The 15,598-nt window shown below is 46.8% G+C and carries 18 protein-coding genes; 15 read left to right on the plus strand and 3 right to left on the minus strand.

What is annotated here, in order from left to right; genetic code table 11:
- The first annotated feature begins 22 nt into the window (after positions 1-22).
- The 5 genes from gcvPA (at position 23) to MST20_RS15105 (ending at position 6,176) form a co-directional block, all read left to right on the plus strand.
- The gene (gcvPA, locus tag MST20_RS15085) at positions 23-1,369 is read left to right on the plus strand and encodes an aminomethyl-transferring glycine dehydrogenase subunit GcvPA (protein WP_243943161.1); all 1,347 of its coding nucleotides are present in this window, start codon (positions 23-25) and stop codon (positions 1,367-1,369) included.
- Entirely contained in the window at positions 1,362-2,819 is a 1,458-nt protein-coding gene (gene gcvPB / locus MST20_RS15090) for an aminomethyl-transferring glycine dehydrogenase subunit GcvPB (RefSeq protein ID WP_165427549.1), read from the plus strand. Before gcvPA ends, gcvPB begins: the two co-directional genes overlap by 8 nt.
- A gap of 362 nt (positions 2,820-3,181) precedes the next feature.
- Positions 3,182-4,438 (plus strand): glycine/proline betaine ABC transporter ATP-binding protein OpuAA, encoded by a 1,257-nt coding sequence (opuAA, locus tag MST20_RS15095; RefSeq protein WP_243943163.1) that lies wholly within the window; start codon positions 3,182-3,184, stop codon positions 4,436-4,438.
- Complete coding sequence (gene opuAB / locus MST20_RS15100) at positions 4,438-5,292, plus strand: glycine/proline betaine ABC transporter permease subunit OpuAB (RefSeq protein WP_165427547.1); 855 nt, start codon at positions 4,438-4,440, stop codon at positions 5,290-5,292. The genes opuAA and opuAB overlap by 1 nt, the downstream gene beginning before the upstream one ends.
- A complete protein-coding gene (locus MST20_RS15105) occupies positions 5,292-6,176 on the plus strand; it encodes a glycine betaine ABC transporter substrate-binding protein (RefSeq protein ID WP_165427546.1) in 885 nt (294 codons plus the stop codon). The genes opuAB and MST20_RS15105 overlap by 1 nt, the downstream gene beginning before the upstream one ends.
- Before the next feature lie 156 nt (positions 6,177-6,332).
- Here MST20_RS15105 and MST20_RS15110 read toward each other — a convergent pair whose 3' ends face one another.
- Positions 6,333-6,719 (minus strand): rhodanese-like domain-containing protein, encoded by a 387-nt coding sequence (locus MST20_RS15110; RefSeq protein WP_073425744.1) that lies wholly within the window; start codon positions 6,717-6,719, stop codon positions 6,333-6,335.
- A gap of 181 nt (positions 6,720-6,900) precedes the next feature.
- Between MST20_RS15110 and MST20_RS15115 the strand changes: the two genes are divergently transcribed.
- The 3 genes from MST20_RS15115 to MST20_RS15125 all read left to right on the plus strand — a co-directional run bounded on the left by MST20_RS15115 (position 6,901) and on the right by MST20_RS15125 (position 9,264).
- Complete coding sequence (locus tag MST20_RS15115; RefSeq protein ID WP_243943165.1) at positions 6,901-7,737, plus strand: lipoate--protein ligase family protein; 837 nt, start codon at positions 6,901-6,903, stop codon at positions 7,735-7,737.
- Between the two features lie 91 nt (positions 7,738-7,828).
- On the plus strand, positions 7,829-8,257 hold the full coding sequence (gene mntR, locus MST20_RS15120; protein ID WP_020452154.1) for a transcriptional regulator MntR: 429 nt from the start codon (positions 7,829-7,831) through the stop codon (positions 8,255-8,257).
- 131 nt (positions 8,258-8,388) lie between these two features.
- Positions 8,389-9,264 (plus strand): patatin-like phospholipase family protein, encoded by an 876-nt coding sequence (locus MST20_RS15125; RefSeq protein ID WP_020452153.1) that lies wholly within the window; start codon positions 8,389-8,391, stop codon positions 9,262-9,264.
- Here the strand turns inward: MST20_RS15125 and MST20_RS15130 are convergent.
- On the minus strand, positions 9,261-9,647 hold the full coding sequence (locus tag MST20_RS15130; RefSeq protein ID WP_243943167.1) for an SA1362 family protein: 387 nt from the start codon (positions 9,645-9,647) through the stop codon (positions 9,261-9,263). The genes MST20_RS15125 and MST20_RS15130 overlap by 4 nt on opposite strands.
- A gap of 38 nt (positions 9,648-9,685) precedes the next feature.
- On the minus strand, positions 9,686-10,639 hold the full coding sequence (locus MST20_RS15135) for a DUF1385 domain-containing protein (protein ID WP_048349974.1): 954 nt from the start codon (positions 10,637-10,639) through the stop codon (positions 9,686-9,688).
- A gap of 251 nt (positions 10,640-10,890) precedes the next feature.
- Here MST20_RS15135 and MST20_RS15140 point away from each other — a divergent pair, with 251 nt between their 5' ends.
- From MST20_RS15140 to spoIIIAB, 7 genes are all read left to right on the plus strand, one after another.
- Entirely contained in the window at positions 10,891-11,427 is a 537-nt protein-coding gene (locus MST20_RS15140) for a YqhR family membrane protein (RefSeq protein ID WP_165427543.1), read from the plus strand.
- Positions 11,428-11,506: 79 nt separating this feature from the next.
- Positions 11,507-11,944: a type II 3-dehydroquinate dehydratase gene (aroQ, locus tag MST20_RS15145; protein ID WP_020452149.1), complete on the plus strand. Its 438-nt coding sequence runs from the start codon at positions 11,507-11,509 to the stop codon at positions 11,942-11,944.
- A 15-nt stretch (positions 11,945-11,959) separates the two neighbouring features.
- Entirely contained in the window at positions 11,960-13,021 is a 1,062-nt protein-coding gene (locus MST20_RS15150) for a M24 family metallopeptidase (protein WP_243943169.1), read from the plus strand.
- A 31-nt stretch (positions 13,022-13,052) separates the two neighbouring features.
- Entirely contained in the window at positions 13,053-13,610 is a 558-nt protein-coding gene (gene efp, locus MST20_RS15155) for an elongation factor P (protein WP_020452147.1), read from the plus strand.
- Between the two features lie 163 nt (positions 13,611-13,773).
- A complete protein-coding gene (locus tag MST20_RS15160) occupies positions 13,774-14,055 on the plus strand; it encodes a YqhV family protein (protein WP_003183412.1) in 282 nt (93 codons plus the stop codon).
- A gap of 91 nt (positions 14,056-14,146) precedes the next feature.
- Positions 14,147-15,070, plus strand: a complete 924-nt coding sequence (gene spoIIIAA, locus MST20_RS15165) for a stage III sporulation protein AA (RefSeq protein WP_243943171.1) — start codon at positions 14,147-14,149, stop codon at positions 15,068-15,070.
- On the plus strand, positions 15,064-15,579 hold the full coding sequence (gene spoIIIAB / locus MST20_RS15170) for a stage III sporulation protein SpoIIIAB (protein ID WP_075752397.1): 516 nt from the start codon (positions 15,064-15,066) through the stop codon (positions 15,577-15,579). The genes spoIIIAA and spoIIIAB overlap by 7 nt, the downstream gene beginning before the upstream one ends.
- Positions 15,580-15,598: the final 19 nt, after the last annotated feature.

Consider the following 15,598-nt stretch of genomic DNA (forward strand, 5'->3'; position numbering starts at 1 on the left):
AGGCCGTGAAAGGAGACTGAAGATGAAGCACCGTTACCTGCCAGCTACAGATCAGGATAAAAAGGAGATGCTTGAGGCAATTGGAGTCGAGAAGATCGACGAGCTATTTTCCGATATACCCGAAAGCGTCAGATTTAAAGGGGAATACCAAATTAAAAAGGCAAAGTCCGAGACTGAACTCACAAAAGAGCTGACGAAACTCGCGGCTAAAAATAAAGATACAGTGACGTACGCCTCTTTTTTGGGAGCGGGCGTATACGATCATTACCAGCCCGTCATCGTGGACCACGTGATTTCGCGGTCGGAATTTTACACGGCTTATACACCGTATCAGCCTGAAATTTCTCAAGGGGAGCTCCAGGCGATCTTTGAATTTCAAACGATGATTTGCGAGCTGACGGGCATGGATATCAGCAACTCGTCGATGTATGACGGGGGAACGGCATTAGCCGAAGCGGCAATGCTTGCTTCAGGACATACAAAAAAGAAAAAAATCGTCGTTTCGGAAACCGTCCATCCCGAATCGCGCGAGGTTTTAGTAACGTATGCGAAAGGACAGTACATCGACGTGGTAGAAGTCCCTGCCAAAAACGGAACAACAGATCTTGCGGCTCTTGATGAAGCCGTCTGCGAAGATACAGCAGCAGTGATCGTCCAATACCCTAACTTTTTCGGGCGAATCGAGCCGCTGAAAGACATTGAACCGATTGCCCATAAAGGGAAAAGCATGTTCATCGTTTCCGCCAATCCGCTTGCTCTCGGGCTTTTAACACCGCCCGGGGCATTGGGAGCTGACATCGTTGTCGGGGATGCCCAGCCGTTCGGAATACCGGCCGCTTTCGGCGGGCCGCACTGCGGATTCTTTGCCGTCACCAAAAAATTGATGAGAAAAGTGCCTGGCCGTCTCGTCGGTCAGACGGAAGATGAAAACGGGAAAAGGGGATTCGTTCTCACTTTGCAGGCACGCGAGCAGCATATCAGACGGGATAAAGCAACATCAAATATATGCTCCAACCAGGCGCTCAATGCACTTGCCGCATCAGTCGCCATGACGGCGCTCGGCAAAAAAGGCGTCAAGGAAATCGCATGGCAGAACCTGCAAAAAGCGGCTTATGCAAAAGAAGCAGCTAAACGGGCCGGTCTTGAAGTCGTGTTTGACGGGCCGATGTTCAACGAGTTTGTCGTCAGGCTCAATGAACCTGTGGAAAAAGCGAATGAACGCCTGCTTGAGAAAAATATGATCGGAGGCTACGATCTCGGCGCTTCATATCCGGATTTAAAACAGCACATGCTGATTGCCGTGACAGAGCTCAGAACAAGAGAGGAAATCGATACACTCATGAATGAATTGGGGGATCGCCATGAATAAACAAGATCAATCGCTTATTTTTGAAGTATCAAAAGAAGGGCGGGTCGGCTACAGCCTTCCTGAGCTTGACGTCCCTGAAACAGATGTGACAGATGTCCTTGATGAAGCGTATCTCAGAGACGAACCGGCAGATCTCCCCGAAGTGTCTGAGCTTGATATTATGCGCCATTATACAGCTCTATCAAGGCGCAACCACGGAGTGGATTCGGGCTTTTATCCGCTCGGTTCATGCACGATGAAGTACAATCCGAAGATTAACGAAAAAATCGCGAGAATCCCGGGTTTTTCTGCGATCCATCCGCTCCAGGCTGAACGGACCGTGCAGGGAGCGCTGGAACTCTTGTACGACTTGAGCGAGCATTTGGAAGAGATCACGGGGATGGATGAAGTCACCCTTCAGCCGGCTGCAGGTGCGCACGGCGAGTGGACCGGGCTGATGATGATCCGCGCGTTCCATGAGGCAAACGGCGATCATAAAAGGACGAAGGTCATTGTTCCTGATTCGGCCCACGGCACAAATCCGGCGTCTGCGACTGTTGCCGGATTTGAAACGGTCACCGTCAAATCGAATGACGACGGCCTTGTTGATCTCGAAGATTTAAAGCGTGTCGTAGATGAAGAAACAGCCGCGTTAATGCTGACCAATCCAAATACGCTCGGCCTTTTTGAAGAAAATATTTTAGAAATGGCTGAAATCGTCCATAAAGCCGGAGGAAAGCTGTACTATGACGGAGCGAATCTGAACGCCGTACTCAGCAAAGCAAGGCCGGGTGACATGGGATTTGACGTCGTCCATTTGAACCTTCACAAAACCTTTACAGGACCGCACGGAGGCGGAGGACCTGGATCAGGCCCTGTCGGTGTCAAGAAGGAATTGATTCCGTATTTGCCGAAGCCGGTGCTGGTGAAAAGAGACGGCTGCTATACCTTTGACCATGACCGTCCGCATTCGATCGGCAGGGTGAAACCTTACTACGGAAACTTCGGGATCAATGTGAGAGCCTATACGTACATTCGTTCAATGGGGCCGGACGGGCTCAAAGAAGTAACGGAAAACGCCGTTTTAAATGCCAATTATATGATGAGAAAGCTTGCTCCATACTACGATCTGCCGTTTGACCGGCACTGTAAGCACGAATTTGTGCTGTCGGGAAGGCGCCAAAAAAAGCTGGGAGTCAGGACGCTTGACATCGCAAAGCGGCTTTTGGACTTCGGCTTCCATCCGCCAACCATCTATTTCCCGCTCAATGTCGAGGAATGCATCATGATTGAACCGACAGAAACAGAGTCGAAAGAAACGCTCGATGCGTTTATCGATACGATGATCCAGATCGCAAAAGAAGCGGAGGAAACGCCTGAAGTCGTTCAGGAAGCACCGCATTCAACCGTTGTAAAACGCATGGATGAAACAAAAGCCGCGCGGAAGCCCGTGCTGCGTTATGAAAAATGATGAGAAGCCGGCGGATCGATTTCGCCGGTTTTTTTATTGTGAAACATAACATCTTTATGTAAGCGATTAACTAATTGAATGAGAAGGATTTCTCCAGTATTAAATAGTAAATTCATCAAATTTAAAATTGAAAATAAAAATTACATTGCAAAACGTGATAGTTTCAATGTTTTATTGAAAGATAATGGTTTAATTTACCTTGAAAGAAGAGGATTATGGAGCATTTAGAAGGATTCACAAGGGTAGAGAGTGATAACGATGAATATGAAGGTATGATACAAAATGACAGCGAATATGCCGTTTGTCTCATATGTTACATAAATGTTACGGTATATTAGATTGCTTCATACGGGAGGAGAAATATGAATTCAGACGAAAATCCAATCAAGATAAAAGTAGAAAAAGTGTCCAAAGTTTTTGGGAAAAATGCAAAGAAAGCAACGCAGCTGCTTGCCGATGGCAAAACCAAAAAAGAAATTCTGAAAGAAACCGGGGCGACCGTCGGGGTGAACCAAGCGGATTTTAGCGTGTATGAAGGTGAGATATTTGTCATCATGGGTCTATCAGGGAGCGGTAAATCAACCTTGGTGCGGCTTTTAAACCGGCTGATTGAACCGACTGCAGGACATGTGTACATAGATGGTGACATGATAACAAATATGTCCAAAGACCAGCTTCGGGAAATACGCCGGAAAAAAATCAGCATGGTCTTTCAAAAGTTCGCTCTGTTTCCGCACAAAACGATTCTTGAAAACACAGAGTACGGATTGGAACTGCAAAAAGTCGATAAAAGTAAACGCCGGATAAGAGCTATGGAATCATTAAAGCTTGTCGGTCTTGAAGGATATGAACAGCAATATCCGGATCAGCTGAGCGGCGGGATGCAGCAGCGCGTCGGGCTTGCCCGCGCATTGACGAATGATCCGGACATTCTGCTGATGGACGAAGCGTTCAGCGCGCTTGACCCGCTGATTCGCAAGGATATGCAGGATGAACTCCTTGATTTGCATGAATCAGTAGGCAAAACGATTATTTTCATCACTCATGATCTTGATGAAGCGCTGAGGATCGGCGATCGAATCGCATTGATGAAAGACGGAAACATCGTTCAAATAGGTACGCCGGAAGAGATCTTAATGAACCCGTCAAACGAATATGTTGAAAAATTCGTTGAAGATGTCGACTTGTCTAAAGTGCTGACAGCCGGCCATATTATGAAACGCGCTGAAACCGTACGCGCAGACAAAGGGCCGCGCGTCGCTCTGACGCTGATGAAAAACCTGGGGATTTCCTCGATTTATGCCGTTGACAAACACAATAGGCTTCTTGGCTCCGTTGATGCTGAAACAGCTAAAAAAGCAGCCGAAAAAAGCCAGACGCTGGAGAGCGTCATCTCAAGAGACATTACAACCGTGGAAGAGAATGCGGTCCTGACGGATATTTTTGAATTGGTCTCTGATGCCAGCATCCCGATCGCTGTCGTCGATGAAAAACAGCGGATGAAAGGGATCATCGTCAAAGGCGCGTTAATCGGAGCGCTTGCCGGAAATGACCGGTATATTAATGCACATTCAGATCATGAACCAGCTCATGAAACTGCTGTTCAGGAGGTGAGATAATGTTTACTTTATCATCGCTTCCCCGCATTCCTTTAGCCGATTGGATCGATCAGTTTGTTGACTGGCTGACGGTGTCGTTCGGCGGGGTATTTAACGGAATTGCCAGCGGAGTGGAATCGTTTGTTGATGCGATTGTCCAAGGCCTGGGTATTGTTCCGCCGGTTATTTTAACCGTTATCTTTGCCGCGCTCGTCTGGCTGATCAGCAAAAGAGGCATTGCGCTGTTTACTTTAATCGGATTTTTAATCATTGATTATTTAGGATATTGGGACGCCATGCTCCAGACATTGGCGCTTGTCGTCACATCCGTTCTGATTTCTGTCATTATCGGCATTCCGGTCGGAATCTGGGGCTCACAAAAGAAAACTGTTCGGAGAATCGTTACGCCCATCCTTGACTTAATGCAGACGATGCCGGCATTTGTTTATTTGCTTCCGGCCATCTTCTTTTTCAATATCGGGGTTGTGCCGGGTGTTGTCGCTTCCGTTATCTTTGCGATGCCTCCGACAATCCGGATGACGATCTTAGGAATACAGCAGGTGCCGGAAGATCTGATTGAAGCTACAGAAGCATTTGGTTCAACGACAAGCCAGCGGCTCTTTAAAGTGCAGCTGCCGCTCGCGACAAAAACCATTCTGGCCGGTATCAATCAAAGCATCATGCTTGCGTTGTCAATGGTCGTTATTGCATCCATGGTAGGTGCACCTGGACTTGGAGAAGAAGTTTACCGGGCTGTTACACAGCTGCAAACGGGTACCGGTGTAGAAACCGGGCTTGCGATTGTTATTATTGCGATCGTACTTGACCGGGTTACACAAAATATAAAATTGAAAAAAAGCAGGGGGAATGCATAATGTGGAAAAAGATAGCGGGAATCGGCACTGCGGCAGTACTGACATTGGGTCTGGCTGCCTGCGGAAGCAGCAATAATGATAAAAACGCGTCAGTTGGCGATCAAGTCGGTTATAAAATTACCGGCATTGATCCTGGAGCGGGCATTATGAATGCAACGGACCAGGCGCTTAAGGATTACGATCTCAGCAAGTGGACTGTAACATCAGGCTCAAGCTCAGCGATGACAGCCGCATTGAAAAAAGCTTACGATAAAAAAGATCCGATCATCATTACGGGCTGGACACCGCATTGGATGTTTGCAAAATACGATCTCAAATACTTGAAAGATCCAAAAGGTTCTTACGGCGATGCCGAAGAAATCCATACTGTTACGCGCAAAGGATTCAAGGACGACCATCCGGGCGCACACAAGCTGCTCAGCCAATTCAGCTGGACAGAGGATGATATGGGAGAAGTTATGCTTGCCGTTCAGGAAGGCAAAAAAGCGGAAGAAGCTGCAGCAGATTTCGTAAAAAAACATCAAGACCTTGTTAAGAAATGGACAAAAGGCGTCGATAAAGCGGACGGCGAAAAAATTAAGCTCGGCTATGTAGCATGGGACAGTGAAATTGCGAGCACGAATGTCATCGCAAAAGTTCTTGAAGACTTAGGTTACAACGTGACGCTCAGCCAAGTAGAAGCAGGCCCGATGTGGACTGGAATTGCAAATGGAAGCGTCGATGCTTCACTTGCTGCATGGCTGCCGCAAACGCATAAAACATATGCTGAAAAATATAAAGGCAAATACGAAGATATCGGTACAAGCATGACAGGCGTAAAAATTGGCCTTGTCGTTCCGACATACATGAAAGATGTCAATTCAATCGAAGACTTGAAAAAATAACGAACAAAGCCGGCGAACCCATTTCGCCGGCTTATTTTGATCTGAAACGTCAACCGCCCCCGCCTGTTTTGATTGACTGCCGGATAGGCTAAAAAAACATCCTAAAACGTGAAGACGCTTTAGGATGTTGGCTGCAACTGGAGACAGCTGCGGTTATTAATTTTTCGTTTTAATTTTCCCGCCCCATTTTTTGAACCCGCCTTTCAGGTTGTAAATCTCCTTACAGCCGTGTTTGCGGAGCGTTTGGGCGGCTCTTCCGCTCCTGACGTTGTTTTGGCAGTACAGGTAAACCGGTTTGTCAGGACGGATTTCGCTTTTTCTTTGCTTAAGCTGTGAAAGCGGAATGTTTCTCGCGCCCAAAATGTGGCCGCCTTCATACTCGTTCGGCTCGCGCACATCGATGAGCTGCGCTTTGCGATAGCCGGCACGGAATTCTTCTTCTGTCAAGGTTTTCATAATGCGCTGCTGATAGATGTATGAAACGACCGCGTAGATGATGAGCGCGGCGCAAATCAAGAGAACGATAATGCTGCTGGTAGACAATCTGATCCGACTCCTTTTTGAATTCATCCCGTCTGATAAGCGGGAGATTTTTAACGATATGTTAAGACAAATACTATTATAGTAAAGCCTCAGAAATCTGTCATCTGATTCGCCGAATTTATTTTCAATTTTAAGAGGGAATGGTAGACTTATTTTATACCAAAGAAAAAGAGGGTAGGTTATGGAAAAAGAAATATGGCGTTTTATCGATTCGGGAAGACAGGATCCCGCTTTTAATATGGCGCTTGACGAGGCGCTCCTTTATTGGCACAGCGAAAATAAGATTCCGCCGACCATCCGCTTTTACGGCTGGAATCCGCCGACGCTTTCAGTCGGCTATTTCCAAAATATCGAAAAAGAAATCAATCTGGATGCCGTCAAAAAACACGGTTTAGGCTTTGTGAGAAGGCCGACCGGCGGAAGAGGCGTGCTCCATGATCAAGAGCTGACCTACAGTGTTATTGTGTCTGAAGAACACCCGGAAATGCCGAAGACGGTGACGGAAGCGTACCGCGTCATCTCAGAAGGTATTCTTGAAGGCTTCAGAGAGCTGGGACTTGATGCGTATTTCGCCATCCCAAGAACGGAAAAAGAGAAACAGAGCCTGAAAAACCCGAGATCTTCCGTTTGTTTTGACGCGCCGTCGTGGTACGAGCTCGTTGTCGAAGGCAGAAAGGTCGCCGGAAGCGCCCAGACGAGGCAGAAAGGAGTCATTCTCCAGCACGGTTCGATCCTTCTTGATCTGGATGAGGACAAGCTCTTTGATTTGTTTATTTACAAAAATGACCGCCTCAGAGAGCGTATGCAGAGAAACTTCAAACAAAAAGCGGTCGCCATCAATGAGCTGGCAAAAGAAAAAGTCACGATTGAAGAAGCGAGCGAAGCTTTTAAAAAAGGGTTCGAAAAAGGGCTTAACATTCATTTGGAGCCTTATGAACTGACAGAAGAGGAAACGGCATTTGTCGCCGATCTCGCCAGGACGAAGTATGCGGCAGATGAATGGAATTATAGAAGGTAATCGGGTGAAAACGTTATCTCGTTGCTTGTTTTTTACATGCACATAGTGTAAACTTGTTATGATTTGAATAGGTGTGATTTGGAGGGATTTGATGACAACACCGAGTATGGAAGATTACATAGAACAAATTTATATGCTGATTGAAGAAAAAGGATATGCAAGGGTCTCAGATATAGCCGAAGCTCTGGCCGTCCATCCCTCCTCGGTTACAAAAATGGTTCAAAAACTCGATAAAGACGAATACTTGATTTATGAAAAGTATCGCGGCCTCGTGCTGACGCCTAAAGGGAAGAAAATAGGCAAGCGTTTAGTATACAGACATGAATTATTGGAGCAGTTTTTACGAATCATTGGTGTTGACGAAGAGAAAATTTATGATGATGTGGAAGGAATCGAGCATCATTTAAGCTGGAACAGCATTGATCGTGTCGGAGATCTCGTGCAGTATTTTGAAGACGATAGCAAAAGAATCGACGATTTGAGAAGCGTCCAAAAAAGAAACGAACAGGAAAATCAATAAAAGCCGCCGGGTATCGGCGGCTTTTCTCTTTCAGTATCAGTTTTTCCGTCTGCCGCTTTGTCTCATGGTCTTTTTTTTCGGTCCGTTTCTTAAAATGGTGTAAAGCCATCTTTTAAGGGAGGGAGATCGCGATGTACATCGACGGGGTTTTTTCAGGCGGCGGCATGAAAGGGATTGCACTCGTGGGAGCGTACGAGGCGCTTGAGAAACGGGGCTTCCGATTTAAAAGGCTGGCCGGAACGAGTGCCGGTTCGATTATTGCCTCGTTTATCGCGGCCGGCTATACAAGCGCGGAGATCCGTCAAATGATGGAAGAATTAAATGAAAGCGAGCTCCTTGACCCGAGATTTTCACTCTTGCCTTTGAAAATGCTGCAATGGGCATCGATTTATTGGCGGCTCGGTTTATATAAAGGAGATAAACTGGAAAACTGGATTTCCGAAAAGTTGAAAGCGAAGGGCATTTCAGTGTTCGGGGATCTTGAACAGGGAAAACTGAAGTTGATCGCCTCCGACTTATCGAATGGCAAGATGCTTGTGCTGCCTGACGATTTAAACAGGTACGGCTTAAATCCAAGACGTTTTTCCGTTGCTAGGGCGGTCCGGATGAGCTGCAGCATCCCTTATTTTTTTGAGCCGGTGAAGCTCAAGTCCTCCAGCGGCATCAGCGTTGTCGTAGACGGCGGAGTTCTGAGCAATTTTCCGATGTGGCTGTTTACAACAGAAAAAAAACGGCCGGTATTGGGCATCACGCTGATGCCCAATGAAAAAGAAAGGCCGAAGAAAACGATTAAAAATGCGTTCGAACTGTTCGGGGCGCTGTTTGAGACGATGAAAGAGGCGCATGACGCCAGGCACATTGCCACAAAACATGAGCGGAACATCATTTTTTTACCTGTGGAGGAAGTCTTGTCGACTGAATTCGCGATGTCGGCAGAAAAAAAACTAGCTCTAATCGAGCTAGGAAAAAAACGAACAGAATTATTTTTGAAACAGTGGACGTTTTAAAAGAAAGCCCTGTTTTTCTTTTTGCTTTTTTTGCCTTCAATCACTGTCAGCTGAGTCTGGCTTTTTTTCTTCACCAATACCGGCTTCGATTTATTGATAGTCGGTACGCTTCTCAGATGATTAACCTTGCCTTTTACAGAGCGTTTTTTGTGATCCTGAAAACGCTTGTTGGATTGCTTGGCTGCTTTCTTAAAAGCGGCTCCTTCACTGCCCATATCGCGATTGGAAATGCGCCTGATCACGAAATAAATGATGGCGCCGACCGCTGCAAAAACAACCAAGTATTGGAGCAGGCGGCCCGGACTTGTGACGGCGAAATAGACAAACCCAAAAATTCCAAACGCAATAATTAAAGCTGAGACAGGATGTACGCGTTGCTTCATAACTGTCCACCTCCCAAAAAATTAACCAATTCGTTGCATTACATTACGATATTAGAAGGTTCCTTCTGTTCGTCCTCTGCTTTGGTCTCCATATGAAGAAGCTCATTGAAACTTGCGATGGCCACTTCCACCTGATCGTCAGACGGCTCTTTCGTTGTTAAAAGCTGCAGCCACAAACCCGGATAGCCGAGCACCTTCAATACGGGGATGTCTCTCAGTTTGTTTGTCAGCTGCAGAACTTCAAATGAAATGCCGAGAACGACGGGTATCAGTGCGAGTCTATTCAAAATACGTACCCAGAGAGGGTCAGTAGGAACAAGCAAGTAAACAAACATGCCCACGATGACGGTGAATAGAATAAAGCTGCTTCCGCATCGGTAGTGCAGTCTTGACTGCCGCTGAACGTTTTCAACCGTGACCGGCAGATTTTGCTCGTAACAGTTTATGACCTTGTGTTCTGCTCCGTGATATTGAAAAACTCTTTTAATAAAAGGAGTGCAAGATATGGCGTAAATATAGCTTAAGAGAAGGAGCAGCTTAAAAAAGCTTTCGATCATAATCTGCGCGACGTCCGACTGAAAGACCGGACGGGTGAGCTCCGCTAAAAAAACGGGCACGAGCGTAAAAATAAACTTGCTGAACAAAAAAGACAGGACGCCGACTGCGGCGAGGCCAAAAATCATCGTCAGCTTGGACGGCTTCTCTTCTTTCAATTGATCGTCTAAAGAAGGATCGAGGTCATAGCGTTCGCTCGAAAAATTCAAGTGCTTGGTGCCGTTCGCGCTCGCTTCAATAATCGCGATAATCCCTCTGAGAAAAGGAATTTTCTTTAATTTTTCAAGCGCCGGATTGGTTTTCCGAGGCAGCTTGAAAAATTCAATGCTTCCGTCTTTTCTGCGGATCGCGGTTACATAATGGCGCCTGCCGCCGAACATAACGCCTTCGACGACAGCCTGCCCTCCGTATGCGGGCTGTTTTGTTTGATTTGACATTTGCATCAACCTATCTGTATCAATCTATGAGTACATTAACCATTTCCTTACACCTATTGTACAGGAAAAACGCTGAAACCTCTAGATTGACGGGCTCAAAAATTTAAGAAATTCGAACCTCTTACAATGCCAAATCTAATTAAAGTATACCCTTTTTCATGCTTTTTACACTCGGATCTTAAAAATCCGGGAAAGCGGATGTTGGCGAGGCTGTTTTTGGACATACTGGAAATGGAGGTGATCTGGACTGTATGGGTAATGAAGACAATCAAAAGCAGCCGGAAGAGCTTGAGCAAAATAAGCGTGAAGCTCCGATGACTTTCATCGGAAGGGTGATCACGACTGGCTTTGTCGGCGGAGTGCTTTGGAGTGCACTCGGTGAACTGGCGTACCTTTTTAAGTTCTCCGAAGTCAATGCAAACATGATTCTCCAGCCTTTTGTCATCGGCGATTGGAAAAACGGATTTCTCGGGACGTTTATCAGCATCCTGCTGATCGGAGTTATTTCCATCGGGGCTGCCCTGCTTTACTACGGCACTTTGAAGCAGGTCAAAGGCATGTGGGCAGGCATTGTATATGGAGCCGTTTTGTGGGCAGTCGTGTTTTACCTGTTCAATCCGATGTTCCCAGATGTTCAGACTGTGGCTGAATTAAAGAGGGAAACGGTTGTGACGACGCTTTGCATTTACCTGCTTTACGGTTTATTCGTCGGCTATTCGATTTCGTTTGAATACAATGAGCTCAATTCTGAAAAGCTGACGAGGGCCCTTGGAGAAACAAGAGAATAGTGTCTGATCAGGAAGCAATATGATAAAATGTTCACTGTAAGTGGACATTTTTTTGCGTGATGAGAAGGGGGAGGCAGAGTTGCCGCATATTTTAATATTGAACGGACCGAATTTAAACCGGCTTGGAAAACGCGAACCCGATGTATACGGTACAGACACATTAACGGATTTGGAGCAAAAACTTTTTCAATTTGCCGAAGGCATTCAGATTGAATTGACTTTTTTTCAATCAAACCACGAAGGGGACCTGATTGATGCTCTTCATGAGGCAGAGGAACAATACGATGGAATCGTCTTGAATCCGGGGGCTTTCTCCCATTACAGCTATGCCATCCGCGATGCGGTTGCTGCAATCAGCATACCGGTGATTGAGGTGCATCTTTCAAACCCTCATGCGAGGGAAGAGTTCCGGCACCGCTCGGTCATCGCTCCGGTTGCAAGAGGCCAGATCACGGGACTCGGCTTTGAAGGTTATAAGCTGGCCATCTGTTATTTTATGAACGCAAATAACAAATAGGGGGACTAGTGGACAATGAAACTAAACAAATTGAGAGAGCTTTTCGGCGGTTTGGGCATTGACGGGATTTTGGTGACGAGCAGTGTTAATCTGCGGTACATCACCGGATTTACCGGATCTTCAGGACTGGCGGTCATCTCCGGCGACAAAGCAGTCTTTATTACAGATTTCCGATATACAGAACAGGCGAAAGATCAAATCAAAGGCTTTGACATTGTTCAGCATGCCGGCGGATTCGTTCAAAAGGCCGCCGAAGTGATCAAAGAGATGGGGATAAACAAAATCGGTTTTGAACAGGATAAAATGACATACGGAACGTATGCCGCCTACAAAGAGCAGCTTGGCGCAGCTGAACTCGTTCCTGTTTCTCAATCTGTGGAAAAGTTGCGCTTGATTAAGTCTAGTGAAGAGATTAAGATATTAAAGGAAGCTGCAAAGATTGCAGATGATGCATTCAGCCATATTCTGACGGTCATAAAGCCCGGCATCACCGAAATTGAAGTCGCCAATGAACTCGAGTTTTACATGCGGAGCCAGGGAGCGGATCATTCGTCCTTCGATATGATCGTGGCATCAGGCGTACGCTCAAGTCTGCCGCACGGAGTGGCAAGCGGCAAAGCGATTGAGAAAGGCGACCTTGTGACATTGGACTTCGGGGCTTACTATAAAGGTTACTGCTCGGACATAACGCGTACGGTCGCGGTAGGAGAGCCGGATGATGAGCTGAAACGCATTTATCAAACCGTGTTTGAGGCGCAGGCTATCGGCATGCGCAGCATCAAGCCGGGAATCACCGGGAAACAGGCTGACGCTTATACAAGGGACTACATATCTTCACAAGGCTACGGCGAGTATTTCGGCCATTCAACAGGCCACGGCCTCGGCATGGAAGTTCATGAAAGTCCGGCGCTTTCAGCACGTTCGGACCAGATGCTTGAACAAGGCATGGTTGTAACGGTTGAACCGGGAATTTACATACCGGGCAAAGGCGGGGTCAGGATAGAAGATGATATTGTCCTGACAGAGGAAGGAAATGAATCCCTTACCCATTCCGCGAAAGAATTAATTATTTTATAATCCGTTTGATTGGAGCAATAGGAGGATAATCATGATTTCAGTAAACGATTTTCGTACAGGATTAACGATTGAAGTAGACGGAGGCATCTGGCGCGTTGTTGACTTCCAGCACGTTAAGCCGGGAAAAGGTGCGGCATTTGTCCGCTCCAAACTGAGAAATCTTCGTACAGGCGCGATTCAGGAAAAAACATTCCGCGCAGGTGAAAAAGTGGCGCGCGCCCAAATTGAAACGAAAACGATGCAGTACTTGTATGCCAACGGCGACCAGCACGTTTTTATGGATACGACATCTTACGAGCAGCTTGAGCTGAACGAGAAGCAAATCGAACACGAGCTCAAATTTCTGCTTGAAAATATGTCTGTCCACATCATGATGTATCAGACAGAGACGATCGGAATCGAACTTCCGAATACGGTCGAACTGAAAGTTGTTGAAACAGAACCGGGCATCAAAGGCGACACAGCCTCAGGCGGAACAAAACCGGCAAAAACAGAAACAGGCCTTGTTGTCAACGTGCCGTTCTTCGTAAACGAAGGAGATACGCTTGTTGTCAATACTTCTGACGGATCTTACGTATCAAGAGCATAAGAGTAACAGCGGGAAAGAGCCGGCTTCATTGAAGCCGGCTCTTTTTTTGCTGTCTGAAATCTTTTACCTCTCACAGGCTAAATAGAAAAATCGGAAGACTACTTTTTCAATGGAGAGCATAGATTGTAAAAAAAAGAGGAAGTGTTACTGGAGGTTTAAGATCATGAAGCTTTTCTTTGGACAAGTCAATCCGACGGTTTTGACAATGGCGGCGTTAAGGGTGGTATCATCTTTGATCGAACTGACGGCGGCTGTTGTGATGCTTTTGACAAATGACGTCAGAAAAGCCGTGGCGGTCAACAGCGTGCTTGCGATGGTCGGGCCGCTCATCTTTATTATTACAATGACAATCGGCATCTATCAGATTGCAGGGCAGCTTTCTTACGCAAAGCTGATTTTGATCTTTATGGGAGTGGTGTTGATCATCGCGGGGATCTATAAATAGTGACACATGATAAGAGAGACCGACTTGTCATAATGTCTTCCTTTGATCATACATTTTTATAGAAGACAAGCAAAAAGAGGAGGGAGTGTTTTTGCATCACATCACAGAGATTCTCCCCGATACGATCAAACGCGCGCTCAGCGGTCTTGGCGACCATGAAATCAATCAGATAGAAGAAATTCGGATTCGGACAAGTCGTCCGCTCGAACTGGTGAACAAAGGAAAGCCGCGCTTTCTCCCTTATGCGGCGACACCTGAAGACTCGGCGCTTCTTTTAAACAGGCTGGGAAATTACAGCATGTATACACTGGAAGAGGAATTGAAAAAAGGATATGTCACGATCAGAGGCGGTCACCGCGTGGGGCTTGCCGGCCGGGTTGTCGTCGAGAACGGAGCAGTCAAAGGGATCAGAGAAATATCATCATTTAATATCCGCATTGCCAAAGAAAAAATCGGCATTTCCGAACTGTATGTCCCTCATTTATTTCAAAACTCGTGGCTGAACACGCTGATCATCGGTCCGCCGCAAACCGGAAAAACAACACTGCTCAGAGATCTCGCCAGGCTGATCAGCTCAGGAAGCGGCAACGCGCCTGCCAAAAAAGTGGGAATCGTTGACGAAAGGTCTGAAATCGCAGGTTGTGTAAACGGCATCCCGCAATATCGGCTCGGCGACAGGGCAGACATCCTTGACGCCTGTCCAAAAGCGGAAGGCCTGATGATGATGATCAGATCGATGAGTCCGGAGGTCATGATCGCCGATGAGATCGGAAGAATGGAAGATGCAGAAGCGCTCTTGGAAGCGGTCCATGCGGGGGTGTCTGTCATCGTTTCGGCTCACGGCTGCACATATGCCGATATGGCCAGGCGTCCATCATTGAAAATGCTTCAGGAGCACCGGGTATTTGAGAGAATCGTGGAACTTTCCAGAAAGAACGGTCCCGGCAGCCTGAGCCGCATCTTAAACGGGAACGGAGAGCCGCTCGGCGCGGCGAAGAGGATGTTATCATGCTGAAGCTTTTAGGTGCCGTGCTTATTTTGGCAGCAGCCACATGGACAGGTTTTGAAATGGCGAAGCCTTTCAGGGATAGACCGAAGCAAATCCGCCAGCTGCTGGCCGCTTTGCAGTCTTTAGAGGCTGAAATCATGTACGGGCACACACCGCTCCTTCAGGCATCAAAGCAGATTGCACACCAGGTTTCCGGACCGATAGCTTCTTTGTTTCAGACATTTGCAGAACAGCTGGAAAAAGGCAGCGCTTCAGCGGGGACGGCATGGGAAGACAGCTTGGAGAAAGTATGGCCCGAAACGGCTCTCAAAAAGAAAGAATACGAGATTTTACGGCAATTCGGCGAAACGCTTGGCCGTCATGATCTGATTTCTCAGCAAAAACATATCAAACTGGCGTTAACCCATTTAGAGACAGAGGAAGCTGAAGCAAATCTCGCCCAGGCGAAAAATGAAAAAATGGTGAAGAGCCTTGGATTCTTGTCGGGACTGCTGCTGATTCTTCTATTGATGTAATGAAGAGGGGAGCATACAC

The sequence above is a fragment of the Bacillus sp. B19-2 genome, assembly GCF_022832475.1.
In the GTDB taxonomy this organism is placed as follows: domain Bacteria; phylum Bacillota; class Bacilli; order Bacillales; family Bacillaceae; genus Bacillus; species Bacillus paralicheniformis.

What these genes read in the sequence shown, in the direction of transcription:
- spoIIIAB (WP_075752397.1), top strand. Translation starts at nt 15,064, where the DNA reads ATGCTGAAGCTTTTAGGTGCCGTGCTTATTTTGGCAGCAGCCACATGG.
- MST20_RS15130 (WP_243943167.1), bottom strand. Translation starts at nt 9,647, where the DNA reads ATGAAGCAACGCGTACATCCTGTCTCAGCTTTAATTATTGCGTTTGGA.
- MST20_RS15135 (WP_048349974.1), bottom strand. Translation starts at nt 10,639, where the DNA reads ATGTCAAATCAAACAAAACAGCCCGCATACGGAGGGCAGGCTGTCGTC.
- MST20_RS15160 (WP_003183412.1), top strand. Translation starts at nt 13,774, where the DNA reads ATGAAGCTTTTCTTTGGACAAGTCAATCCGACGGTTTTGACAATGGCG.
- MST20_RS15125 (WP_020452153.1), top strand. Translation starts at nt 8,389, where the DNA reads ATGTACATCGACGGGGTTTTTTCAGGCGGCGGCATGAAAGGGATTGCA.
- MST20_RS15115 (WP_243943165.1), top strand. Translation starts at nt 6,901, where the DNA reads ATGGAAAAAGAAATATGGCGTTTTATCGATTCGGGAAGACAGGATCCC.
- efp (WP_020452147.1), top strand. Translation starts at nt 13,053, where the DNA reads ATGATTTCAGTAAACGATTTTCGTACAGGATTAACGATTGAAGTAGAC.
- MST20_RS15105 (WP_165427546.1), top strand. Translation starts at nt 5,292, where the DNA reads ATGTGGAAAAAGATAGCGGGAATCGGCACTGCGGCAGTACTGACATTG.
- opuAB (WP_165427547.1), top strand. Translation starts at nt 4,438, where the DNA reads ATGTTTACTTTATCATCGCTTCCCCGCATTCCTTTAGCCGATTGGATC.
- MST20_RS15150 (WP_243943169.1), top strand. Translation starts at nt 11,960, where the DNA reads ATGAAACTAAACAAATTGAGAGAGCTTTTCGGCGGTTTGGGCATTGAC.
- gcvPB (WP_165427549.1), top strand. Translation starts at nt 1,362, where the DNA reads ATGAATAAACAAGATCAATCGCTTATTTTTGAAGTATCAAAAGAAGGG.
- mntR (WP_020452154.1), top strand. Translation starts at nt 7,829, where the DNA reads ATGACAACACCGAGTATGGAAGATTACATAGAACAAATTTATATGCTG.
- opuAA (WP_243943163.1), top strand. Translation starts at nt 3,182, where the DNA reads ATGAATTCAGACGAAAATCCAATCAAGATAAAAGTAGAAAAAGTGTCC.
- MST20_RS15140 (WP_165427543.1), top strand. Translation starts at nt 10,891, where the DNA reads ATGGGTAATGAAGACAATCAAAAGCAGCCGGAAGAGCTTGAGCAAAAT.
- gcvPA (WP_243943161.1), top strand. Translation starts at nt 23, where the DNA reads ATGAAGCACCGTTACCTGCCAGCTACAGATCAGGATAAAAAGGAGATG.